Source organism: Fructilactobacillus sp. X3R2C1 (assembly GCF_059901235.1).
Genome location: NZ_JBWXVA010000007.1, coordinates 1 through 25365, shown reverse-complemented (window position 1 = coordinate 25365; position 25365 = coordinate 1). Strand labels below are relative to the sequence as shown.

Annotated in this window: 17 protein-coding genes; 13 read left to right on the top strand and 4 right to left on the bottom strand. The window is 41.1% G+C overall.

All coding sequences use genetic code 11. From position 1 onward, the window contains the following. The first annotated feature begins 22 nt into the window (after nt 1-22). Together AC6UDB_RS06800 and AC6UDB_RS06795 are read left to right on the top strand one after the other, a co-directional pair. The gene (locus AC6UDB_RS06800; protein ID WP_500709522.1) at nt 23-382 is read left to right on the top strand and encodes a hypothetical protein; all 360 of its coding nucleotides are present in this window, start codon (nt 23-25) and stop codon (nt 380-382) included. Between the two features lie 15 nt (nt 383-397). Then, nucleotides 398-673, top strand: a complete 276-nt coding sequence (locus AC6UDB_RS06795; protein WP_500709521.1) for a hypothetical protein — start codon at nt 398-400, stop codon at nt 671-673. A 1-nt stretch (nt 674) separates the two neighbouring features. Here AC6UDB_RS06795 and AC6UDB_RS06790 read toward each other — a convergent pair whose 3' ends face one another. The 4 genes from AC6UDB_RS06790 to AC6UDB_RS06775 form a co-directional block, all read right to left on the bottom strand. Beyond that, nucleotides 675-1349, bottom strand: a complete 675-nt coding sequence (locus AC6UDB_RS06790; protein ID WP_500709520.1) for a hypothetical protein — start codon at nt 1347-1349, stop codon at nt 675-677. A 160-nt stretch (nt 1350-1509) separates the two neighbouring features. Continuing rightward, nucleotides 1510-4242 (bottom strand): LPXTG cell wall anchor domain-containing protein, encoded by a 2733-nt coding sequence (locus AC6UDB_RS06785; protein WP_500709519.1) that lies wholly within the window; start codon nt 4240-4242, stop codon nt 1510-1512. A 168-nt stretch (nt 4243-4410) separates the two neighbouring features. Beyond that, nucleotides 4411-4545, bottom strand: coding sequence for a hypothetical protein (locus tag AC6UDB_RS06780; RefSeq protein ID WP_500699666.1), 135 nt, complete (start codon nt 4543-4545; stop codon nt 4411-4413). Between the two features lie 301 nt (nt 4546-4846). Continuing rightward, nucleotides 4847-5587 (bottom strand): ion channel, encoded by a 741-nt coding sequence (locus tag AC6UDB_RS06775; RefSeq protein WP_500709518.1) that lies wholly within the window; start codon nt 5585-5587, stop codon nt 4847-4849. Nucleotides 5588-6140: 553 nt separating this feature from the next. Between AC6UDB_RS06775 and AC6UDB_RS06770 the strand changes: the two genes are divergently transcribed. The 11 genes from AC6UDB_RS06770 to AC6UDB_RS06720 form a co-directional block, all read left to right on the top strand. Continuing rightward, entirely contained in the window at nt 6141-9239 is a 3099-nt protein-coding gene (locus AC6UDB_RS06770) for a BspA family leucine-rich repeat surface protein (protein WP_500709517.1), read from the top strand. Nucleotides 9240-9298: 59 nt separating this feature from the next. Then, nucleotides 9299-11632, top strand: a complete 2334-nt coding sequence (gene secA2 / locus AC6UDB_RS06765; RefSeq protein WP_500709516.1) for an accessory Sec system translocase SecA2 — start codon at nt 9299-9301, stop codon at nt 11630-11632. Nucleotides 11633-11652: 20 nt separating this feature from the next. Continuing rightward, the gene (locus AC6UDB_RS06760) at nt 11653-12855 is read left to right on the top strand and encodes an accessory Sec system protein translocase subunit SecY2 (protein WP_500709515.1); all 1203 of its coding nucleotides are present in this window, start codon (nt 11653-11655) and stop codon (nt 12853-12855) included. 15 nt (nt 12856-12870) lie between these two features. Continuing rightward, nucleotides 12871-14466 carry an accessory Sec system protein Asp1 gene (asp1, locus tag AC6UDB_RS06755; protein ID WP_500709514.1) on the top strand — a complete coding sequence of 532 codons (1596 nt, stop codon included), beginning with the start codon at nt 12871-12873 and terminating at the stop codon, nt 14464-14466. A 5-nt stretch (nt 14467-14471) separates the two neighbouring features. Further along, complete coding sequence (gene asp2 / locus AC6UDB_RS06750) at nt 14472-16031, top strand: accessory Sec system protein Asp2 (RefSeq protein ID WP_500709513.1); 1560 nt, start codon at nt 14472-14474, stop codon at nt 16029-16031. A 13-nt stretch (nt 16032-16044) separates the two neighbouring features. Further along, nucleotides 16045-16773, top strand: a complete 729-nt coding sequence (asp3, locus tag AC6UDB_RS06745) for an accessory Sec system protein Asp3 (RefSeq protein ID WP_500709526.1) — start codon at nt 16045-16047, stop codon at nt 16771-16773. A gap of 34 nt (nt 16774-16807) precedes the next feature. Then, nucleotides 16808-18274: a glycosyltransferase gene (locus AC6UDB_RS06740; protein ID WP_500709512.1), complete on the top strand. Its 1467-nt coding sequence runs from the start codon at nt 16808-16810 to the stop codon at nt 18272-18274. Next, nucleotides 18252-19106, top strand: coding sequence for a hypothetical protein (locus tag AC6UDB_RS06735; RefSeq protein WP_500709511.1), 855 nt, complete (start codon nt 18252-18254; stop codon nt 19104-19106). Before AC6UDB_RS06740 ends, AC6UDB_RS06735 begins: the two co-directional genes overlap by 23 nt. A 20-nt stretch (nt 19107-19126) precedes the next feature. After that, complete coding sequence (locus tag AC6UDB_RS06730; RefSeq protein ID WP_500694576.1) at nt 19127-19315, top strand: hypothetical protein; 189 nt, start codon at nt 19127-19129, stop codon at nt 19313-19315. Nucleotides 19316-19320: 5 nt separating this feature from the next. Beyond that, the gene (locus AC6UDB_RS06725; protein ID WP_500709510.1) at nt 19321-20277 is read left to right on the top strand and encodes a helix-turn-helix domain-containing protein; all 957 of its coding nucleotides are present in this window, start codon (nt 19321-19323) and stop codon (nt 20275-20277) included. Nucleotides 20278-20458: 181 nt separating this feature from the next. Then, nucleotides 20459-25365: KxYKxGKxW signal peptide domain-containing protein (locus tag AC6UDB_RS06720; RefSeq protein WP_500709509.1), on the top strand; the 4907-nt coding region annotated here is incomplete at its 3' end.

Below are 25365 nucleotides of genomic sequence, written 5' to 3'. Positions count from 1 at the left end.
TAACTTTAATCAGGAGGGGTCCATGAAAAAGAAAAGGTATTTCATCATTACTGGAGCATTAGTACTGTTAGTGATCGTCTTAGCTGGCACGGGTTTTGCCGCATTGCACCATGCCCACAAGAAACAGACCAGTAAGGGAATGAGCATGACCAGCTTTCCAGCGAAATTCCGCGGAACCTGGTACTCCTATTCAACTAAAACCAATCGGTACAGCATCATCCGCAACACAAAAAGGACGAGTTCAGCGACTATTTACGATGTCGATTCCAAACCAGATACATATTGTGTCACGATCCATCAAACCAAGTATAAGCCCCATTTTAAGGAAATTGGCAACCGCACTAAACTAAGCAATAGTTACATAAAAAAGACCGAAAATTGATCGTTGTTACGCAACATGAGTTACATTCCGTGGCAATCCGGTCCAAGGGGAAGGGCAGCCACCGTTAATCTGTACGGTTGGACGCAATCCACTGGTGATGGGATTTACCTCCAAGAACGACGGCAAAAAGTCGACGATTACCACGTTGACATGATGACGTACGTGAACAACGGGGTAAACCCAATCGTTAACATGAACGAGGGTGGTCACTTTTATCGTAGTAAGCAACTGGCGCAGAAGTTAGCTGGTCGCAGGTATCATCACGAGTTTCGGTACGTTAAAGACTACTAAATTATTTCAATAGATTACTTAAGTCTTCCCAGCCGCATCCACCTGAAGTCGGACCGTGATAGTTAGAATTTCCATTATCTTGACAGCCAAACAAGTTATTCACTTGTCTGGATATCATTTCCTCCAAACTTCTGATTTTGTATGAATACTCCTCCTGTTTCTTGATAAAGGGAAAAGAGCCATCCAGATAAATTGGTGTGACGATGTCGTTGAAGTACAGTTCCAAGCGGTCGTCGCCCCTGCGAATCACATGATTGAGATTGTGATAGGCGACCCACGACGTGTTGCGCTTGCAGTGGTCAAGGGGCTTTAAGCGTAGGAGTTGGACGTCATTTCTGACGTACGGGATGTTTTTGTTAATCTGACAGTGACCCGCCAGCGTTTTGATTTTATCAAGGGACAAATGGTTCTTTTGCCACAGCTCCTTCATTAAGACGTTGGTGGTTTGCTTCACGAGGGTAAAGCCTGAGACACGGTCGACGACGAGGGAATCAAATTGGTTGTGGGCGTCCTTTAAATTAATGAGCAACAGGACCGAATCCCAGTTAATGGTGTAGGTGGTCAGTTTCCGGTTCACCTGTGACGGTAAAATCGAGTTGATGTCGACCGCGAATTCGTTGCGCATCTTTCGCTTAAGTGGTTCACATAGATTCAGTGGTAATTCATTTAATTCCATGATATCTCTCCTTTTTTGTTTGTTCATTATTTAGATACGCACTTTAGGGAGCAATTTTTCATGGATTTTGCTTATTTAAAATAAAATACTATTAGCGCTATTAAAAAATAAGCCCTAGTAATGATCACTAGGGCTTATTAGAATATCAATGTGTGAAAGATTATTTGAGGTATTTATTGCGCTTGTCAGCCAATCCGAAGATTCCCATCAGAGCTGTAAGAAGTCCAACGATTGACAACCAACTAATATTTGATTGACCGGTTTGAGGTAGGGTCACGTTTGAAGTTCCCTGCTTCTTACTTGTCAGCTTATCAACCTTGACAGATTGACGATAAGTAAGCGGTGAGGTGGTTAAACGAGCACCAGCCTGATTACTGATGCGATCCTTAATTTCAGTCAACGGGGTTATACCGGACACGTTGGTCTGGACGCTTTCAGGCTGAACTGTTTCCGTGTGGTTGATGTAAGCTGTCCGTGGTTTCGTGATCCGTTGGGCGCGGTCAATGGCGTGGTTGATGATTTGAGCGTGCGCCTTTTTGGTCGTGTTTTGACCACTAGCTTGGTTAGCAGCCTGCTCGTCATGAGCCAATTCGGCTTGGTCCTTTGCTAGGTCACTCTTAGCCTTGTCTAAAGCGGCCTGATCCGCTGCCGCTTGTTTTTCTAGGTCGGCTAACTTCGCCTTATCGTTGGCTAGTTTAGCTTTGGCGTTCGCTAAGTTATTGGCCTCATTTTGGTAATTAATCAGTTGTTTTTGTAAAGAAGCCAGCTTTGCTTGGTCATCTTGCAGTTGCTTTTCTGCTTTTTCAAGAGCTTTTTGTTTATTGATGAGGTCCTGGGTGGCCTTGTCTAAATCACTTTGGGCCTGTTCGTTTGCGGCCGTTGCCTTTTGTAACTGGTTTTGATCGTTATGGAGTTGGTTGGCGTCGTTTGCGACCCGTTGTTTGGCCTGAGCTAACTTGTTCTGTAGACCAGGAAGGGCGGCGTTGTTATGGTCGATGGTCTGTTGCTGCTGGGCAATCTGATTGTTTAAGTCGTTGATTTCGGTCTTGGCCTTGTGAATGTTGGCGGACCATTTATCTGGATTATACTGGGTAACTTGCTTTTCATCGTTACCTAATTGATTGGTCAAGCGTCCCAGCTTGTTTTGTGAGTTTTCTAGAATTTGTTGATTACGTTTGATTGCTCCTTTATAATCTGAGATTAATTCGAGCGTGTCATCAATTTGGCGTTCCAGTGTTTCGGGAGTCACGATACCTGTATCAGTTACACTAAACTTAGTCGAATCCTGAATTTGACTTGGGCTAATCAAGACCAAGTGAACTTGACCATAGTTATCAACGCCGATGCCAAGGTACTTGTCATTATTGACGTTTCCGGTCTGCGGGTCGAGACCTAAAAGACTCATCTCGTGGGCATCCGATTCCTGACTGTCATTAAACAGCAAGTTCATAATTATACTGTAAAGTTTGGAGTAGATGGTATCCATGGTGGTGTAATTGTCAAAGGTCATGTCACCAGGGGTAACGATTTCATAACCGTCCGCTCCGGGGTAAACTTTCAGCCCATACTTGGCTGCCAAGTTGTTGATGGCGTTGACGTCATAACCATTTTTGTTACTAATGTTCCAATCATCTTGGTTATAAGCGTTCATCAAGTTGTCAATAAAGTAGTCCATACTATAACCACCGATTGCAATGTCCGTGGTACCAAACTGTTTGTGGATTTGATTAATGAGCCATTGGACGTATTCTGCCATTTCGAGTTTTTGATTATTGGTGAATTGCGGGGTTTCCTGGCCGTTACTGTTAGTCCCGACCTGGACATAATCCTGTTTCGCAATGTCGCTCGGTTGATAGTGGTTGGCGGCCATTGCCGCATTATCAAACTGGTTGAACCAGTCGGAGGCGTTTTCGTTTGGATGTTGTTGCTTCCACTGCTGAAAACCCTGTAAGGTCATGCCAGCGGGAATGTGAATACTTTGCTCAAAGGCACTCTCGGACTGTTTCTCGTCGTTTAAGGTACTTTGCGCGTCACTAAGGGTCGAATTCCACGAACTAATGTTATCTTGTGCGTTACTAATGTCCTGGTTCGTTTTGTTGACGGCATCTTGGTCGTGCTTAACGTTGTTTTCAGCCTCGTCATGTTTTTTCTTGGTGGCGGCTTGCCACTTGTCTAGGTTGTCGAGCGTGGTCTGGGTATCCGCTTTTTGTTGCTTAGCCTGGTCTTGTTTTTGTTGGGCGTCCTTGGTGCTCTGTTTGTTGTTGTCAACGGCACTTTGCGCCTGATTTTGCGCGTCAGTATCGTGGTTTAACTGATTCTGGTCGTTGTTAACGTCATTTTGGGCTTGGTTTTGATCCTGTTGAGTATTATCAGCGTTCTTCTCATCTTTCTCCACGGTCGCCTGGGCATCATTTTCGGCTTTTTGATCGTTATCAACTTGACTTTGGTCCTTTTTAATGTCGTTATCGGTCTGATTAATTTGGTCCTGAGTCTTTTTGATGTTTTCGGGAGTGGCACCGGCCGCTTCTTTTTGGGCCTGGTCAACGGCAGCTTGGTCCTTATTCACCACACCCTGTTGATTACTTATGGCTTGAGAGTCGGAGTCGACGTTCTTTTGGTCGGTGTTTACAGCCGTCTTGTCATAGTTGACCTGGTTTTGATCAGTTGAAATGGCATTAGACGTGCCATTTTGTTGTTGACTATTGGGTTGCGTCTGGACGTTTGCACTAGCAGCATTGTTGAATACTCCTACTGCAAACACTCCCGACGCTACCAAAGCGCTTCTAGTAGTAATCCTTAGCCAACGTTTATGTAGCCTTGCTGGATTCACGTGCGACTGATGACGATCATCTTTTGATACCTTACAATTATTATGTTTAATAAATTTACTCATAACATAAGTCCTTTCTGCTTATAAATTATTTTGCATAATTGATAATACTATAAGGACTTTTATAATACAATTGTTTTAAGTAAAAAATGATAATTATGTGAGTTGATTTTATTTCAATAAATAAAAACCAGCGCGTAAAGCGCTGGTTTAATTATATTCAGTTTGGAGTTAAACGAGCCACCAAATAATCAAAGCGATGATGAAGACGATTAAGGCTAATCCGAGCCAGTCTTTATACGTTGGCCGATGTGGTGTCATCGTGATGATTATGTGCTTTCCAATTTTCCATTCTCTCGTTTTCATGTCATACCTCCCATATTTAATTGGTGATAGTGTGTTATACTAAAAATGTAGTAAGGGGCGAGCGTAAATCGCTCCCTATGGTTGACTATTTAATACTAAAGACAAATGTGAGACTTAGAGAAGGTAATTTGAAGCTGATTTCAAATGCCGTTAATCTAAGTCTTTTGTTGTTTTTAGAGGCCATAGTCATCACCTCCTTACTACATTTACTACAATACACTAGTATGGAAGCAGTTAAAACACTTTCTCTACTTCATTGTATATAATGATAAATTAATTTATTTTTGATGATAAAAATGTGCTACCTTCTCAACAATTCTCGCTTCTTTTGTTCAAACTCTTCTTTGGTAATGATGTGATCATTCATCAACTTTTTGAACTTGCGAATCTCGTCTGCTTCTGAAACGGGTGATGGGTTGGTTTCTTTTGAAAAAAAGGTGGTGAGGGTACTCGTCAACATTCCCACAAAACTAATGCCCACTAACATCAAAACCACGGCAATTCCCTTCCCAATTTCGGTCTTAGGACTAATATCACCGTAACCAACGGTTGTGGTAGTCGCGATGGCCCACCAGATCGAGTTAGTGAGCGACGTGTTTTCGACGATGGAATAGAGGCCGGCTGACAGTAAGATAATAATCGTACATATGAGTAATAGGTAAATAAAGCCGTTGGTTTTAAGAAACCGTTCGATTCGTTCTTTGAATTTGCCAAGGACACCCGCGACCCTGAAAAGTCGGAAGATGCGGATTAATCGGGTTACCCGAGAGATTTTGAAGAAGGATAAGCCGTACCCAAATGGAATGATTGCGAGTAAATCAAACAGATGAGTTTTTACGTACTGCCATTTTTGTTTGGAAAGCAAGAGACTACCGAAGTAGTCGACGGTGAAAATTAACCAGATGGCATCGTCAATAGCCACGTATGGTTCAGCGTCAAGATTAAGCTTATTTAAGAACTGAAGAACGGTCAGCACAATGGAGATAATTGCTAACAAGATAATCAATGCATCGTAGGTATTTCTGATAATTGGTTTAGTCACGTTCACATCACCCATCACATAGTATATATTTATTTTACCAGTCCTTAGGATCGTTTATAACAACTTCAAGAGCTCACTACCAAAAATGATAGTGAACTCTTTTTGTTTTTGTTCTCATATTTGAATTGCTAATAATGTTGTGATACATCAATTTTTATCATGGAATAAAAATTATAATCAGAGAAATTGCACACCAGACGGCGATTATAACCGAATAATTATTATTAAATTATTATGGAAATCACATAATTATTTTTCACAAATTACCTACAAGCAACACTAAAAGTTACAAATATTATATTATGTAACATATATTTTAAAACCATCTAAATTGTGATGATGTACTCAAATTATTGCCACTCTACGAATTGTTCCGTCTATTATTTTAATTTTTAATAAATTGTTCATAAAATACTTCGTGAATTTTGTTCAAACCACGTTATTCTTGTGAAGTATTAATTAATTACTTGATTGGCAATGGACCTTAACGGCCGTTATTGTAATTATTATTATTTCACAAAGCGTGTTTTTAAATGGAGTGGGAGGAGTTTTTATGTTAAGTAATCCAAAGAAACATTTCAAAATGTATAAAGCTGGAAAGCGGTGGATGGTCGCTGGGCTGGTGACCTTTGCTACCGTGTCTGGTTTAGCCGTCGGAGTAAGTGCTGATACCACCGCTCAACCGGCTACAAATAATGTGAAAACCGATGCACAAGCAGCAGGTAGCGCAGTTCCTGTAAATGCTACTAAAGCTGACCCAACGACAACTAATAATCAAACTCAGGTTGATAAAGCACCGACTGCTAACGAGCAGCAGCCAGATGACCAATCAAGTCAACCTGCAGCAACTAATGCGCAAGCGGAATCACAAACGACTCAAAAGAACACCGTTACTCCATCAGCACAAAACCAAAACGGTAACGATCAACCAGCAGTTGCGCAATCAAATGACCAGCAAAATGATGGTCAATCAACTGCCAATCCTGCTAAACAGGACCAATCACAGACTAATAATCAAACGACTGATGCTTCAAACGCTCAGCCTGACAAATCACAAGTAACCGATCAAAAAGCTACCAATCAAAACGCTGATAACCAGGATGTGAAGAAGCAAACTAATCCAGTCAAGATTGACCAACCACAGGTTGACCAAAATAAAACGGCCGTTGCTCCAACGATTTCGAAGCAAAATGCCACTAAAATGTCTGATGACCAAGCTAATGTACCAACTAAATCCATTCAAAATAACCAAGCAGTTCAATTTAACGCTCAACCAGTCAAAAATGTTCAGTTGGCTGACCAGACGCAACAGGGAACCTGGGGTTCTGCTAAGTATGTTTATGATGCCCAAACTAGAACACTCTCTTTTAATGACGGTGGAGATTTAGGCAATGAGTTTCAACTTGATAGTTGGTTGCAAGAAAATTATAAACAAGTTCAACACGTTGTCTTTAATTCCAAGGTAATTGTTGATGACGCTAACGGTCTCTTCGCTTATTGGAGTGGTGTTCAAGATTATCAAAACTTGTACAACCTTGACACCTCGAACTGTACCAAAATGACCAATATGTTCTTAGACAACCATGCACTTAAGTCGGTTGATTTGACGGGAATGAATACCAGTAATGTGACCGACATGGATGCTATGTTTTATACCGACGCTGGTTTGGATGGAATTCATGGAACTAAACTTGAATATGTAAACCTTGGTGGCATTGATACATCAAAGGTAACTAGATTCTATAACATGTTTAAAGATGATCAATTTTTGAAGCGTATCTACGGTATAAACAAGCTAAATACTAATAGTGCTCAAGTAATGCACAGCATGTTCCAATCAACTTATCGATTGGAAGGATTAGATGTAAGTAGTTTTAATACTAGTAATGTGACTGATATGGCATACATGTTCTGTGGAACCGGTGTTTTAACTGACGGTTTCAACATCAAGGGTCTTTCAAACCTGAATACTAGTAAAGCAACTGACATGAGTTACATGTTTAACGGTGATCAAAGCATCACGGACCTAAGTGGAATTACCAATTGGGATACCAGTAACGTGACGTCGATGAGTAACATGTTTGCCAACTGCTCTAACCTTAAAAGTTTGGACCTTTCTAACTTTGATACCCAGACCACTAACACGACTGACATGCTGGCAAACGATAAAAGTTTAAGTGAGCTCAAGTTGGGCGATGAAACTGGTTTGTTGGATTCCCATTTGTCAGCGGTTCCTAGTCAATACGCTGGTTGGGTTCAAGTTGACGCCAATGGCCACGTGATTCCCGGTCAGAACGCCTTGTCTTCAGACCAATTAACTGACGGTGAGGCACATCCCGGAACATGGATTTGGGGTAATCCAGTTAAAGATGAATCTTCAATTCATGCTCAAGGAATTACGATCTACGCTGGTGACGCTGTTCCAACTGATGCTGCGGCTTATAACGCTGGAGCTACCAACGAAGATGGCACTAAAGCCGCCATTACTAAAATCGATACTTCCAAAGTAAATAATCAGGTTCCTGGTAAATATCCAGTAACTATTACGGCTTCAAATGGTCAAAGCATGACGGTTACGGTCACCGTTTTAGCAAATCAAGCTAACATCACTGCCCACGGCATTTCCATTTATGCTGGCGACAACGTGCCAACGGACCCAGCTGCTTACGGTGCCAGTGCCACAAACGAAGACGGCACACCCGCAACGATTACTAAGATTGATACTTCGAAAGTTAACAACCAAGTACCCGGACAGTATCAAGTCGCAATTTCGGCCTCAAATGGCAGGACATTCTTTGTTCCGGTTACCGTTCTAGCTAACCAAGCCAACATTACCGCTCACGGCATTTCAATCTATACCGGCGACGACGTTCCAACCGACGCCGCAGCTTATGGCGCTAGTGCCACAAACGAAGATGGAACTCCCGCAACGATTACCAAAATTGACACATCTAAGGTTAATAACCAAGTACCGGGTCAGTACCAGGTTGCCATTTCGGCCTCAAACGGCAAGACCTTCTACGTACCAGTAACAGTTTTGGCTAAGAACGCTACCAACCCTGATGAACCCGGAAACAACGGTGGTGAGAACCATCCATCTAATCCTGAAACCAATCCCGATAACAATGGTGGAAACAATAGTGACAATGGTAAAAACCCAAGTACACCGGATAACCAAGGTGGAAATGAGAACGGTGGTAGTCAAGTTACTCCAAATCAACCGTCAGATAACGGTGGATCATCTGTAACTCCAGACAATCATGGTGACAACGTTTCAAAGCGTTCGGATCAAACTCCAACAATGCCTAGTAACGAAGGTCAGCAACCGACTGCTTCTAACCAATCAAATCAACCAATGAATAACGCTAATGAACCTAATAACAGTGGCAAGCAAGCCATCACTCCTGCTTTACAAAGCCATCAAAATCAACCTTCAAGCACTAATGCTGGACACCAAATGACTATGAAACATCAAGGTAAGCAAGTTTCTCAAGCAACTAATCAATCAAACCAAAAGAGCGTTAAGAAAAACAAGCACGTTTTACCACAAACTGGGCAAAAGACTTCTACTTTCTTAGGGCTCGTTGGACTGGGCTTCATTGGTTCCGCTTTAGCTTTGGCTCTTCGTGACTTAAAGCACCGAGTTAAATAAAAGTTTTTTATTAATGAACGAAAAATATTTTTGACGAAAGGAGTCCGCATCTAGAATTAATGCATAAATATAAGAAAATCGCTCTAAAAGTGCAAAAGCGCGTCAATGAACTGAAGTATTTTTCCGATTCCAGGTTGAAACAACAAACGAAGTACTTAAGGGCCCAATTAAAGAATGGCGCTAAGCTCGATAGTTTGATTGTGGAAGCCTACGCGACCGTGTGTGAAGCTGACCGCCGGGTTTTAGGATTATCGCCGTATTATACGCAAATTTTAGGTGCCGTCGTTTTAAACTTTGGCAACATCGCTGAAATGAAAACCGGTGAAGGGAAAACGTTAACCGCGACAATGCCCATGTATTTGCATGGACTTGCGGGCAAAGGGGTCTTTTTAATCACGGCGAATTCGTACTTAGCCAGACGTGACGCGAAAGAAATCGGTCAGGTCTACCGTTGGCTTGGGTTGACGATTGCTAGTGGAGTGCCAGAAGAAGATGGTGACGATGCCAGTCGGAATTTAAAAAAGATCTACAGTTCAGACATCGTCTACACCACCCACAGTAGTCTGGGATTTGATTACTTGTTTGACAATTTAGCGATTAAGCCCGAAAACCAGCACATTAAGCACCTGGAATTTGCCTTAATTGATGAGATTGATTCCATTTTATTGGACCAGGCCCAAACGCCTTTGATTGTCTCTGGTGCACCCAACGTGCAATCGAATTTGTATCAGCTGTGTGAAAACATGATTCAGCAGCTCGAAGAAGACGTTGACTTTCAAAAATCCGAGGATGGTAAAAAGGTCTGGCTCACTGAAACGGGGATCGATAACTTAGAGGAGTACGCCGGAGTTTCCGATTTACTCGCACCCAAGGCCCATGAATTATACCAGCACTTGAATTTGGCGCTGAAAGCGAAGTGCCTGTTTGTCAGAAATCGTAACTATGTAGTGGAAAACAACGAGATTGTTCTACTGGATAAGATGAACGGACGAAAATTGTACGGCACCAAACTACAATCCGGCCTTCACCAGGCTTTGGAAGCGAAAGAACACGTTAAAATCAGTGATGATAGTCGCGCCTTAGCTAGTATTACCTACCAAAACTTATTTCGACTGTTTACCCGACTTTCCGGGATGACCGGAACGGCCAAGACCGACGCTGACGAATTTCGTGAAACGTATCGGTTAAATACGTTTGTCATTCCGACTAACGAGAAAATCATGCGAAAAGACCACCCTGATCAGATTTATGCGACCAACGAGGATAAGATCATGGCTTCACTAAAAGAGGTCCAGAAGATGCGGGCGTTGCATCGACCCATCCTGATTGAGACGGGGTCGGTCTCAATGTCAAAGTTATATTCACACATCTTATTGTCACTAGGAATTCCGCACAACGTGTTAAACGCTAATAGTGCTCCAAAAGAGAGTCGGATCATTGCCGATGCCGGGAAGACGGACTCGATTACCGTAGCGACTTCAATGGCAGGCCGGGGTACTGACATTAAGCTCTCGGAGCAGGCCATTAAAAATGGTGGTTTATTTGTGCTCGGCACTGAACGAATGTCTTCTTTACGAATTGACAACCAGTTACGTGGACGTGCCGGTCGGCAGGGTGAACCTGGTGATACGAAGTTTTACGTTTCACTAGAGGATAAAATCGTGACCGAAAATGCTCCCAAGTGGGTCAAAAAGTACCGGGAAAAGTTAGTAAAACATCACGTTACGAGTGCTTTAAAGAAACCTCGGATTAAGAACATCATTAATCAATCGCAGGGAACCCAGAAGAATAGTGAAATTTCCGACCGCCAAAACATTTTGAAATTTGACGAAGTGGTCAAGGCTCAACGCAATTGTCTCTATAAGACCCGGAACGCAGCCATGCGAACGAATGATTTGGATCCTTATATTGATACGGCGATTAATTCGTGCATCGATCATTATTTGCCGCAGTGGAAAAACTACTTTGATATCACCAACTTCATTTATAACAATATCGATTATTCGTTTTTACCGAATAAAAACGAATTAAAGAATCAATGGCGAAACAAAAAGCGTTTAAAAGCCCAGTTGTTAAAGATGATTGATGACAAAAAACGGCAGGTTTATCAGCAATTTAAAAATGATGATCAATTATTAGAGTACAAACGACTAGTGTTATTAAAATCAATCGATACGATGTGGATCGACCAGGTTGATGCATTGGAACAGTTGAAGTTAGCGGTTAGTAGCCGGAACTGGGGTCAACATAATCCCATTTACGAATATCAAACCGAAGCGCGTCGAGCTTTTCACAATATGCGCGAACGAATCTATTTATTAGTACTCAGAAACATATTATTATCAGAAATTGTGCAAAAAGACGACGGAACCATTGATTTGATTTTTGTATAAGTTTAAAAGGAGATTTTTTAGTGAGGCAATTGTTAAAACGGGGATCATTTACAATCTTTTTGTTGGCTTTGTTTGAACTAGGTGGATTAATCCTAATTCCGGGGTTTCAATTAAAAAATTATGCTAGCACGTTAGATCAAAATGCCTATATCAATTTAATTTCTAGTAACTTTGGTAGTCAAATTACCGTTCCCAGTTTGTTTGCCTTGGGGTTGGGACCGTACATGACGGCTTTAATCGTATGGCAGGTTGTTACCACCGTTGATGACAAGACTACGAGTCGAATGTCACAAAAGACAACGGGGTACTGGCAAAAGGGAATCACCTTTGTGCTGGCTGCACTTCAGTCGTTAGCGATGGCCAAGTTATTTCTCCGTTATCACCCAGAGACTCTGGGATTTAACGATGAAGCCTTCTTCTGGTTCATTTTCACCGTCCTATTAGCTGGATCGATGCTGATTGTCTGGCTGGCGGACGTTAATAAGGATCTGGGGATTGGTGGAGTCAGTATCTTTATCATTCCGGGACTGGTCAAAAATCTCCCCACGGTTTTAGATTCGGGGTTAAAAAAGCCGCTGAACTTTTCCGTTCTGGGATGGATCGTCATCGCCATCATTGTTATCGGATTTGTTTACGTCACCGTCTTTGTCAATGAGGCCGAATACCGGATCCCCGTTGAAAGAATTGGGGTAAACAGTTTTCTGACCGATTCATACATTCCGATTAAGGTCTTGGTCTCCGGCGCCATGCCATTCATGTTTGCCTTATCATTATTTTCGATTCCGCTGTTAGTGGTGTCAAATTTAAGGGTCAACGCTCAAATTAGTAAGATAATTTCACTTTTATTTTCCTATCATACGTGGCAGGGAATCGTTTCTTACGGGCTCATCACCGTGGTCTTAAGTTATCTATTTGCGTTTGTGAACTTTCAACCCAACATCATTGCCAAATCATTAAAAGAGAGTGGCGACTATATTTTTAACCTGGCTCCCGGCAAAGAGACGGAGCGGTATTTGACCGGACAGGTTAACATTATGTCTTTTTTAGGAACCATTTATGTGCTGTTGATTGCCCTAGTGCCACTGGTAATCGGTTTATACTTTCCAATTGTGACTAATTTCTCGTTTTTATTTGGGTCGCTGTTTATTTTAATTACCATTTTAGACAGCATTTCCCAAGAAGTTCGGGCTCTAATCTATAAGTATCGTTATCGTATTTTTTAATTATGAGGAGGCTATATGGTTTATTTTATCCCTAATTGGCATCCCTACACGCTGCAACTGGGCTACAACACGATAATTAGTCAGCTGGCGATTTTTCAGGATAATGACGAAGACTGTACGTTAGTCACCAACAGTTTTTTGCCCATGCTGACGTACCAATTAAATGAGTATGGGTTGCTAAACACTCCGTATTGGCAGGCGTTGGATGAAATTCAGGATGTGCACATCAAGATTGGCAAGCCGCTCGCGATTGAGGACATTCCGCTGCCAAGTGGTTTAGAACGGGTCTATTCACCACGCGGAATTCAGTTTTTAAGAGACGATCAATTGTATGCCAAGGCGAACTATTTTGCTGAGAAAGTCTTAAGTACCATTGAATACTATCAGGATGGTCAGTTAACTGCGGTGGACTATTTTGATTCTCGTGGTTTTCTATCTCGAAGAGGGATATACGGTCAGGGAGTTCTAAGGGAAACGCAATTGTATAATCCGCTTTCGAAGGTGGTCTTAACCATTGATCACAATCATGATGATTACGTCCAGATTGCGAAACCCTTTCAAAAGCACTTTGCGCACTCGCATTATCCCAATTTAACGGACTTAATCAACGAAGTTTCTAAAAACTATTTCAATCAGGTCCAAACCGATGATGGGATTCAAATCATTGACAACCCAACTAAGGATAGCCTGACGCTGACCCACCAGTTACAAAGTGAGTATCAAGTTGGTAGTTTTTTAACCGATCAAACCTTGATTAATCAGTCAGGTCTAGCCCAGTTAGCTGGCAAGAACAGTGCCATTCTGGTGCCCAATCAATTAATTGCCGATAAAATCAAGCGAACCTGGCGGGATCAGGAGCATCCCTTAAATGTAAGAATTGTTTCGCCATACGCTGCGCACCTTAACTTGGGGATTAGTAACAGCATGGCGCAACAAATTATTTTTTGGAAAATTAGCGAGATGCCCGAAAGGACCGTAAGACGTTTAGCAAATAAGCTGTTGCGCGTGGTTAGTGAAGGTAATGACAAGGCCATTGTTTTTGACGTGAATGACGAACACATGCGTAAGACCCTCGAACAAGAAATAACGACGGAAATCGAGACGTATTTTGCGGTTTCCTTAAAATCAGCCGACTTTCTGTGGGTCAGAAAGTACCTGAAACTAAAAAAAGAGCATGAACTAACGTCCAAACTACGAAAAAAGGCGAAGGCAAAGGAGCAGCAGGCTAATTGGGAACAATTAGTTGGTGCTAGTGAGACTTTAGATCGGATTCAGATTTACTCTAATCACAACCCAGCCTTCTACCAGCAAAATATTCACAAGGCCCGCATTCTGGTTGATTTGGATCGGTTACCAAGTCCTTATCTGCAGATTAATGCGATTAGCGCCGGCATTCCCCAGATCAACGTGGTTCAAACTGGTTATGTAACTGATAACGAAAATGGAATCATCATCAAAGATGATTTGCACCTCGTAAAGGCGGTTAATTACTTTTTGGATAATTTGGACCGGTGGAACCAGTCATTGGTTACCAATATCAGCAAAATCGAAAGGTTTTCTAGCGAAGAGATTGTCGCCAGAATTGATGCCATTTTTAAAGAAATGAGGTGAAGTTCATGGCTAAAAAGGGGCTCATTCAACTAGGTGGTCAAAAGTTAAATTTAAATAAAACGTTAGATGACAACTTTAAGTATCAGTATTTTTCATTGGACGATCCTAAGGATGTCTTTGAGATGCAACAAACCATCTTGGATGATGAAAAGTTGAATCCCAAGTACAGCAACACGCTTTTTATCCTGGGCAAACAATCGCTGGTTTATATCATGCCGAAGTTAATTGAGGTGCTTCCCGCTAATAACATTATTTACCAGCAGGGCGAAAACTTTTCGGATGAAATTGAGAAGACCCTCAACTATAAAAATGCGCAAAATGTCAATTTAACTGATTCTGATGAAGTAACTAAATTAATTGAACAAGTTTATTTTGCTGGTCAGTTTGGAAGTCGATTGAATAAGGACAAGGTTGAGATTATGTCCGAATTACTGCCTCACACTACCCAAACCGGTTCGGGTCAGGTCAGTTTTGACCACTTGACGTTGTCGCATCAGGTTCAAGCCATTAATTTTCAAATGACCCTCGAACAAGATACCGACACCTTAATGGAGTTTTGGCCCGAATATAAACTACAAGGGTCAGGGAAGGTGACGTTTAAATTATATTTTTTAGACGCCCAAACCGACAACGTTATTAAACAGTGCACGATTGCTGGATCCGACCTAGTCCAACCCTTTACCTATCAGACGCCTAAACAACGTTCTAATTTGTACGTTTCGGTGTTTTTAAAGGGTGCAATTGAGTCGTTTACGCTGAGAAGAATTCACGTCAGAAGACGCCGCCTAAATCTCGGAACTTACATGGTGGGCTCAAAAACGTTGACTGACCAGCAGAATTATAAGGGCGAGATTGCGGCCTATTTTAATCCCGGTGATTTAAAACCGCCCCTAAACGTCTACTTCAGTGGATACCGAACCGCCGAGGGCTTTGAAGGGGGTCGAATGATGAGCAACATCAGCTCCTCGCCCTATTTGTTGATTGCCGATGAGCGGATGGAGGGTGGTTCCTTCTACATTGGCAGTAAAGAATTGGAACAACAACTAATTATAACAATTAAAAAGTGCCTGGAAAAGTTACATTTTTCTAGCGATGACCTGGTTTTATCGGGAATCTCAATGGGGACGACGGCAGCTTTATACTACGCAACTGACCTAAAGCCCGCCGCCGTGATTGTGGGAAAACCCCTCGTAAATTTGGGGACCATCGCTAAAAACTCCTGCTTGCACCGGCCGTTTGATTTTTTGACCTCGCTCGATTTGTTGCTAACGCACGAGGGCAAGACCGATGAAACGGCCCAAAAGCATTTTAATCAATACTTTTGGAAGCATTTTAAGACCGGTGACTTTTTCAAAACCATTTTTGCCATCGCCTATATGAAACAGGATGATTACGACAAAGAGGCTTACGGTGAGCTGTTTAATTATTTTAAGCAACAGGAGCAAGCCGTAAAGGTGATCAGTAAGGGGTTAATCGGGCGCCATAATGATGACACCAATGGGATCGTGAATTGGTTTGTCAGACAATACCATAATCTGATGCAGGAAAAGTTTGATAGGAGTTAAGAAATTGGAAGCAATGACCGTTTTAATGTGGGGAAAATACCTTAATCCAATGGAGCGATACGGGGCTCAAGTCACATACTCACCAACTGAAGTAACTTATTCATCTCCATTATTGTCTCCAGGCACTAGCATTTATACTTGGAACTCACAATTGAATTTTCAGGACGTGCGAATGCAGGGCGAGTTGCCAATCTTACTGGGGAAACACAAGTATCACATCGTTAGTGATTATACGGCGAAACCAGTTGACTCGGTTTACTTTAAGGTCACGATCTACGATCAATCTCATGATTTTATGAAGGAAATTATCATCAACGGGCACGAGGGCGACTTTGAGTATCCAGAGCACGCTTCCGAATATGAAATCTCGTTGGTGGTGAAAGCAAACCAGTCAATCACGTTTAGATACCTCATATTAGGCGAAGCCGATAATTTTAAGGATCTGAATTTTAAGGTCAGCCTCAATTTGAAGTTAACCAAGTTTATATATCCGAACGCTAAGAAGCTCGATATCTACCTTGGACGCCGTGATTCCGGGAGCTGGACGGTTCCCGTTAAAACGAATCGGGCCCAGATCTTTTGTCGGCTTTCTACTGGTGAAATTAATGATCAAGCTAAAGCTGATGCCGCGATGAAGAAGTTGTTTGAGGCCATTAATCAAGATGAGCAGCTGAAAAAAATGGCAACCGAGGTCAGACCGTACGGCTATCCTCTTTCAAAAATTAACCAAGTAAAGGAATGAAATGATGAAAGAACAAGTAAAAAGGAAACAACCAATGAATTTTTTTATTAATCGTGCCATGGGAATTGGTAATTCTGGAGTGGAACATGCGCAGTTTTATCGAGCGCGTCGTTTTGATGAAATGAAACTGCCATATCGGTATATTTTTGTGCAATTAATTAACAATTTACACGAAGCCATGGATACCTGGAATCTAAGAAATGACCAAGTCATCAATATGTACGAATATTTTGTGCTAGGAAATGATTATTTACGGCATGGGGTCAAAAAGTTCTATCCATATCAACACGAAACGGTGATTGATGGTACCAACACCACCCGCATGCTGAAAATCCAGACGACTTCGGGGATGAAGATTATTGAAACCATGGTGAAGTTTCCTAATAAAAAACATGACTTGTTAATTATGAGTCTGTCTAAGATTGAAATTTACTCCAGTAAGACGGGCGAGAAAAAGGTCACGTTTGACTTTTATGATAACGGTCATAAAGAGACTCTGATCAAAAATATTCACCTCTTCAATCAGGATGGCAAGCAGTTCTATTTCGCAAATGAAGTTCAATTGCAACGGTACTTTTTTGAACAAGTGGATCGGGCCTATAACCACTCTAACAATTGGTTTTTGGATCGTGGCGAAGAGAGTGAAGCGGCCTTACTCTATCCCAAGATGCCCCAAAGTAAAGTGGTGGAAGTGGTCCATGCGGATCATTTGTCCGATCGCAACGATCCCCGTTACCCACTGTGGAATAACTACTACGAATATTCGTTAACGCACCTTGATAATATCGACAGCATTATCAGTGCCACCAAAATGCAAACTGATGATCTAGTGAAGGATTTTCCGAATCAAAAAGAGAAATTTACTACCATCCCAGTTGGTGGCGTGGATGACAAAGGGACTGGCAAAACCAGACCAAAACAGCGAGCTAAAAAATTGCATTCACTCAAATTAATTACTGCTTCGCGATTAGCTGGGGAAAAGCACATTGATATGTTAGTACTTGCAGTTGCTAAGGTACATAAACAAGGGACTGCAGTTTCTTTAGATATCTACGGTGCCGGTGGTGAGAAGGGTTTGATTGAGAAAACCATCAAAAAAGAAAAAGCGGAAGACTACATTAAATTAAAGGGGCTATCCCATCATTTAGATGATATTTATCCCAAATATGATGCCTTTGTCTCAGCATCATTTTCAGAAGGATTTGGGTTAACCACGGTGGAAGCGTTAAGTGCCGGATTACCAGTAATTGCCTACAAAGCCCGTTTTGGCGCGATGGAAATGATAAAAGATGGGGTCAATGGATTTTTACAAGATTTCAAACGGGGCAATAAAAACGTGGATTTTGATGTGAATAGTTTGGCGAAGGGGATTAACCGGTTATTAAAGTCCGATTATGGAAAAGTCCAAAGGGCCACCGTCAGTTCGATGGCTCCCTTTCAAAATCATGTCATTGCGAATAAATGGAAGGAGTTTGTTGATGCATTACGAACTAACCAATAAAATAAACGACCAAAATCCAGTTTGGCAACACCAACGAGACCGAATTCAAAAGAGGAAGGGCCAGGTGATTACGCTAGCGCCAGCCTCTAATTTTCGTGATTCCCTACTAACAAATCAGATCAGTGGTTTTAACGTTGTCGATTATATTACTGGTCGAACCTTAGATATGGATCCCAAAGCGTTTTTGTTTTTTAACCGGGTGCCCACGGTTGACGGGGCCGAAATCTATATGAACGCTGATTTCACGATTAATATCATCGTAAATGGTAATCCAATTGGACACGTCATTTTGTGGCCGAATACTCGCCGCCACGTTAAAGAGGTTGATTATGTTTTTCCAAATGACGAATTAGACTACATCGAAGAATTCGCTAGTGACGGCAAGAAGTTCAGCAACATCATCTACACCAAAGGACAGCCCCAACGGATCGATTTTTATAATGATGCCGGCGTCCCAGCGTTGTGTTTCTATTTTTACAAAAAGCAGCTAAATTGGGTAACCGTTGAAGATTTTGGTTCGTTAAAGACCCAAAAACAGTTTAGGAATTTGGATGAATTTTATGCCGATACGGTTGGAAAATACTTAACGCCGCAGGATTCGGTTGGCATTAGTTACATGGGAGTGGAATTGTGGGCGTTATCGCAATCGAAATCGCATAACACCCTCTATTTGGACGAATCACCCCTTAATGATGACGGCAACGTTAAGCAAAATTTGTTGGATATTTTGACGGATGAAATTTCCTATATCCAAGACGTGCATATGAACGAGAAATTCTTGCAGGAATTAAAGGAAAAAGGTGTTCCGACGAAAAAAGTAGTAGTGGATTAGTTTTTAAAGCAGGTGATAAAATGCCAAAAATTAAATTGAAAGAGTTGCAGCAGGATATTAGGTTACGTTTTGATGAAGAGAAAAAATACGTTGTTGATGCCTCGGATACTAAAAGTACCGGGAAGGTAATTATGATTATTGTTTCAGTAATTATGGTATTCGTGGTGATTCTTAGTCTGGTCTATAGTTTTATAGCTTTAGCGGGGTAATAAAAATGAATCTTCCTTCATTAGGAGTCGCATATTATGTCGATCTGCATTGTCGAAATAAAGAAATTCCACAAAATAGTGTCGCTGCCGTTAGTATGGACCGGGGGAAAATTGCTGAATTGATTCAGCAACATAAAGTGAAAATAAGTTCATTTTTAGATCGAGTGGGTTTAAGTACTTCACGTTACTATCGTTGGATTAATTATGAGATTGATATCCCATTTGAATATATTTTTGGAATTAAAAAATTATTGGGAATTTCGGACGAAGAATTTCTGGCATTATTAACTCCATCAACGGATGAATTAATCGATACACTGGCCCTCGCTTCTTTTTATGATACTTATGACTACAGTCCTAGTAAACTTCAAGTGATTTTAAATAATCTCGATAAGTACCGGTTACAGCTAGCATCGCCCTTTTTTAAGGTCTATACGTACACTAAGATCATTAGTCAAATTGCGGAGCGACAAAAGCCGGATGTGTCCACGTTTTTTAAAAGTAACGAGAAGTACTTTAAAGATTGTGATGACCTAACTGATTTTGATATCTATTTAAACGTTTTGGACCTGAATTTGAGGCGCTCCCTATTTCCAAAGAAAAAAATTGATAGTGACTTTCTGGTATTACAGAAGGTCTTAAGCGGATTAAAGAGCACTGATTTAGACCGAATATACGTTTACTGGGGCTTTGCGATTGATTTTGTGATTAACTTTTGCCTTAACCGACAATCAGATCAAGCAATTAAATTTTTAAAGCAGGTTTATCAAGCAATTAATACAAGTGGATCTGGATCCATGGATGGTCATCTGTATAACTGTTATGAGCAAACTTATAGTTTAATAACCAATCAGGTTACTTGTCCAGAATTTTCACAAGAAATTTTACAAAGTAAGTCCGTTTTTAATTATGAAAATGACTATTGGAAAGGAATCCAAAAGTTCATTAAAAGTGAATATTAAGTGAGACGAAAACGACTGGATTGACGGTAAATTCAGCTGTTTTTGTTTATTTAGATAAAATTTAGTTATTTAGTGAAAAAATCGTCCCATTATTGGGAATATGGGCTAAATAATTTCATTTGGATATATAGTAAGACCATCTCAATTTAGATTATTCACAAATTTAAGGGGGAAAGATCTTATGAGAGGGAAAGGAAATAAAAAGCAAAACATTCGTCTAGCACTAAGAGATGATGCTAGAACGCATTACAAAATGTATAAAGCTGGTAAACAATGGATGGTTGCCGGAATTTCACTAATTGGTGGATTACTGGGTACTAACATTGGAATTGCTTCTGTTTCAGCTAATTCAGTTTCAACAAGTGGCAATAATACTAGTAAAGAAAATAAGGATGCGGATGTTTTACCGAATAAAAACTCCGCAACAATTTCATCAACGTCACAAACCACGTCTTCTGCAGCCGGAAGTCAGGTGGATTCGCAAGCTAAGATTGACCAAATCTCCACTAGTATGAGTGAAGCTTTGTCCACATCTACGTCAGCTTCCATGGCCGCTGCTAATTCCACTAGTGAAAACAAGGTTAGTTCCGATTCTGGTTCGACGACGGCCAACAGTCAGACTAAGATTAATCAGACTAAGACTGAGAATCAATCCGAACAGAACTCTAACACGACTAAGGCAGTCCCTGGTTCTGACAGTGAAGCAATTAAGGCTGATACTAATGGTAAAGCAGTAGGTTCTACTAGTACTAGTTCAGTTGATTCGACTTCAGCTGCTAGTCAATCGATTAGTGATCAACTTAAGCCATCAGTCTTACAATCAGGTTCACAGCTTAATAGTGAGTCCACTATTAACAAGGCCTTAGACAACAGTCAGTCGATCACGTCTGCTTCCCAGCTTAACAGCGACAGCAGTAGCATTAGTAAGATGAACGATTCTACTAAGGCAAGTGTGACAACTAACCACGATGTTTATAACCAAGTTAAAGCCGTTGTTCCAAAAGACGCTACCGTTACCGTTGATTCACAAAACCAAGTCATTAACGTGGGCTTAGCCAACGGTTTGACACCCAATACTAGTACTTTAGCAGCTCTAAGTACCATTGGTGAAAACAACAACATGTCCGTTAATATCAAGGACTTAAGCGGCAATAAGAATAGCGATGCTAACAGTACTTCGACTTTGGCTGATAACGTTCTGTCAGACAGTGAAAACGTCTTGGCTAACAACAGTGAATCGACCAGCCAGAACGTTTCAACATCAACGTCAGAAAGCAACAGTGCTTTAACTAGTCAAAATGAGCAACAATCTACTAGTGCCCAAAATTCAACCAATGAAAAGCAACCAGTCACTAATCCGAACGTGGTACTAGCATCGCAACAAGATACCACAACGGTTCATGTGGCAACTGCGGACCAATTATACGATGAAATCGTGAACGGAACCGCTAATAACATCATCATTGATGATGACATTAACTTTGCTGATTTAAAGAACTTTAATAGTGGACAAGAAGTTGTTAATGACGTTAAAAACCCACGGAATTTAAAGATTGGTTCAGCCGCCGGGCACCATTACACGATTGATCTAAGGGGTTACACCTTTAACAACTGGAGTGGCCGAGTTAATAATACGACCGTTGAATATGACAATTTAGATATTTATGGCCGATGTTGGTATGGTTTTATGAGTCAATCAACCACGTACATTGTTAATAATGTCAATTACACTGGTGCTCAGTTTATTTACGGAAGAAATGGTTCTGGTGGTCCTACTGACGTTACGATCTACGGTAATGTTACCGCTCAGTCGGTTCCTTCTTACACTAATAAATTTTCTAATACCCCAATTCAAACGGAAGATGGTAGTCAACAGGTAATTGAAGCTGGTTCAATTACCTTTGGTGCTAACTCCAATTTCACTGGGACTAGTTACAGTGATAATGTTATCGAATTAAGTAAGGGTGGCAACGTTAATGGCGACGTTACGTTAGAACATGGTGCTACCGTTACCCTAATTCCTAACAATAATGGTGGTTCTAATGAAAACAGTAGAAACGGTACTGTTTATGGGATTACCACCAAGGGTGGCAATATTAATGTTGAAACAGGTGCTACTTTAAATATTATTTTGAATAATAATAATAGCAGTACAACTAGTTCCCTGGCCGGAGCCATCTATTCCTTTGGTAATACCGCCATTACTGTTAATGGCTCCATGAATATTATTGCTAATGGAAATATTAATCCTGGAAATTCTTCTCAACCAGGTTTGATTTACCTTGGCGATTCTTCTAGTGTCTTGGTTAACAGTGGCGGTAATCTTAACGTTACCTACAATCAATCTGGAAAGACGACTAGTTACCCACAAAGTTTAATTTACTTAAATAATGGTGGATACATCACCGTTGAAGATACTGGGAAAATGTCATTGAAGGCAACGGGGAGCCAACCAGTTATTCTAGTAAATAATGGCGGATCTGCCGGCACGATTACCATTACCGATCCTGAAAACGTTGTATTTGATTTAACTCAAAGTAATGCACAGAGTTTAATTGCAAGCAATCGGACTGTGTTTAGTGTTAAAAATGTATCAATGATAATTGGGAATGAATCCTTCCCAGACCCAACGAGTTATTTGAACTTCGAAATTGGTACAGATGGTAAAATTGGGAAAGTTGTGCTATACAATGTTAATTTTGATGAAGAAGAAAGAATTGAGGCCGTATTAAACGGTCAAAATCAGCCAAATTACCTTCAATTTGGATCTGGTAACACAGCTACGAGTAATAGTCACAGTACTTCTAATAGTCAATCAACCAGTACAATTGATAGTCACAGTGAAAGTGAAAGTGCTTCTACAAGTCAAGTAGATAGTTTGAGCGACTCAACTAGTGATAGCTTGAGTAAGATTGCTAGTAACAGTGATAGTTTAAGTGATTCTACTAGTAAAAGTGACAGTACTTCAGTAAGTGAAAGCGACTCAACAATTGACAGTTTGAGTAACTCTACCAGTAAGAGTGGCAGCGATTCTGTAAGTATCAGCGACAGCCTAAGCAATTCAACTAGTAAGAGTGAATCTGTAAGTACAAGTGATAGCTTGAGTGAGTCTACCAGCAAGAGTGAATCTATAAGTACAAGCAATAGCTTGAGTGAATCAACAAGTAAGAGCGGTAGTACTTCATTGAGTAACAGCGAATCCGCCAGCACTTCAATGAGCGACAGTCAATCTACTAGTACTAGCGATCAAAACTCAACAAGTACGAGCGGTTCCGTAAGTACCAGTGATAGTTTAAGTGAATCAACTAGCAAGAGCGATTCTGTTTCATTGAGCGATAGTCAAAGTGCTTCTACTAGCAAGAGTGGCAGCACTTCCTTAAGTGATAGTGAATCCACTAGTACCTCAATCAGTGAAAGTAACTCGACCAAGAGTGACTCTATAAGTACCAGTGATAGCTTAAGTAACTCGACAAGCAAGAGTGGCAGCACTTCAATGAGCGAAAGCGACTCAACAAGTAAGAGTGAATCAGTAAGTACTAGTGATAGTTTGAGTAACTCGACAAGTAAGAGTGATAGCACATCATTAAGTGGCAGTGAATCAACCAGTACTTCAGTGAGTGAAAGTAACTCAACTAAGAGCGACTCCATTAGCACTAGCGATAGCTTGAGTAACTCGATAAGCGAAAGCAAATCCAATAGTACTAGCGATGAAAACTCGACAAGCAAGAGTGGTTCCGTAAGTACAAGTGATAGCTTAAGCGAATCTACTAGCAATAGTGATAGCACTTCATTAAGTGATAGTGAATCAACTAGTACTTCAGTGAGTGAAAGCGACTCAACCAAGAGTGACTCATTAAGCACGAGTGAAAGCTTAAGTAACTCGACAAGTAAGAGTGATTCTGTTTCATTGAGTGGTAGTGAATCAGCTAGTACCTCAATGAGTGAAAGTAATTCCACTAAGAGCGAATCTGTAAGTACTAGTGATAGCTTAAGTGCATCTACTAGCAAGAGTGACAGCACCTCAATGAGCGAAAGCGATTCTACTAAGAGTGACTCTGTAAGTGCAAGTGACAGCCAGAGCACTTCTACTAGCAAGAGTGGCAGTGAGTCAGCTAGTACCTCAATGAGTGAAAGCAACTCAACTAAGAGTGAATCTGTAAGCACAAGTGATAGCTTAAGCGAATCTACTAGCAAGAGTGACAGCACTTCATTGAGTGGTAGCGAATCAACCAGTACTTCAATGAGCGAAAGTAACTCCACCAAGAGCGATTCATTAAGTACAAGCGACAGCTTAAGTGCTTCAACTAGTAAGAGTGGCAGTACTTCATTAAGTGGCAGTGAATCAACCAGTACTTCGATGAGTGACGAGAACTCGACAAGTAAGAGTGGATCTGTAAGTACTAGTGATAGTCAAAGTATTTCAACTAGCAAGAGCAACAGTACTTCATTGAGTGGTAGTGAATCAAAGAGCACTTCAATGAGTGAAAGTAATTCAACTAAGAGTGAATCAGTAAGTACCAGTGACAGCTTAAGCGAGTCCACAAGCAAGAGTGATTCTATTTCATTGAGTGATAGTGAATCGACCAGCACTTCAATGAGTGAAAGTGATTCCACTAAGAGTGACTCCGTAAGTATTAGTGACAGTCAGAGCACTTCTACTAGCAAGAGCGGCAGTACTTCATTAAGTGATAGTGAATCAACTAGTACTTCAATGAGCGAAAGCAACTCAACCAAGAGTGATTCCGTAAGTACGAGTGATAGCCAAAGTACTTCTACTAGTAAGAGCGACAGTGCTTCCTTAAGTGATAGCGAATCAACCAGCACCTCAATGAGTGAAAGCGACTCAACTAAGAGTGAATCTGTAAGCACCAGTGATAGCTTAAGCGAATCTACTAGCAAGAGTGGCAGTACTTCATTAAGCGGTAGCGAATCAAATAGCACTTCAATGAGCGAAAGTAACTCCACCAAGAGCGATTCATTAAGTACAAGCGACAGCCAGAGCACTTCTACAAGCAAGAGTGGCAGTACTTCATTAAGCGGTAGCGAATCAAATAGCACTTCAATGAGCGAAAGTAACTCCACCAAGAG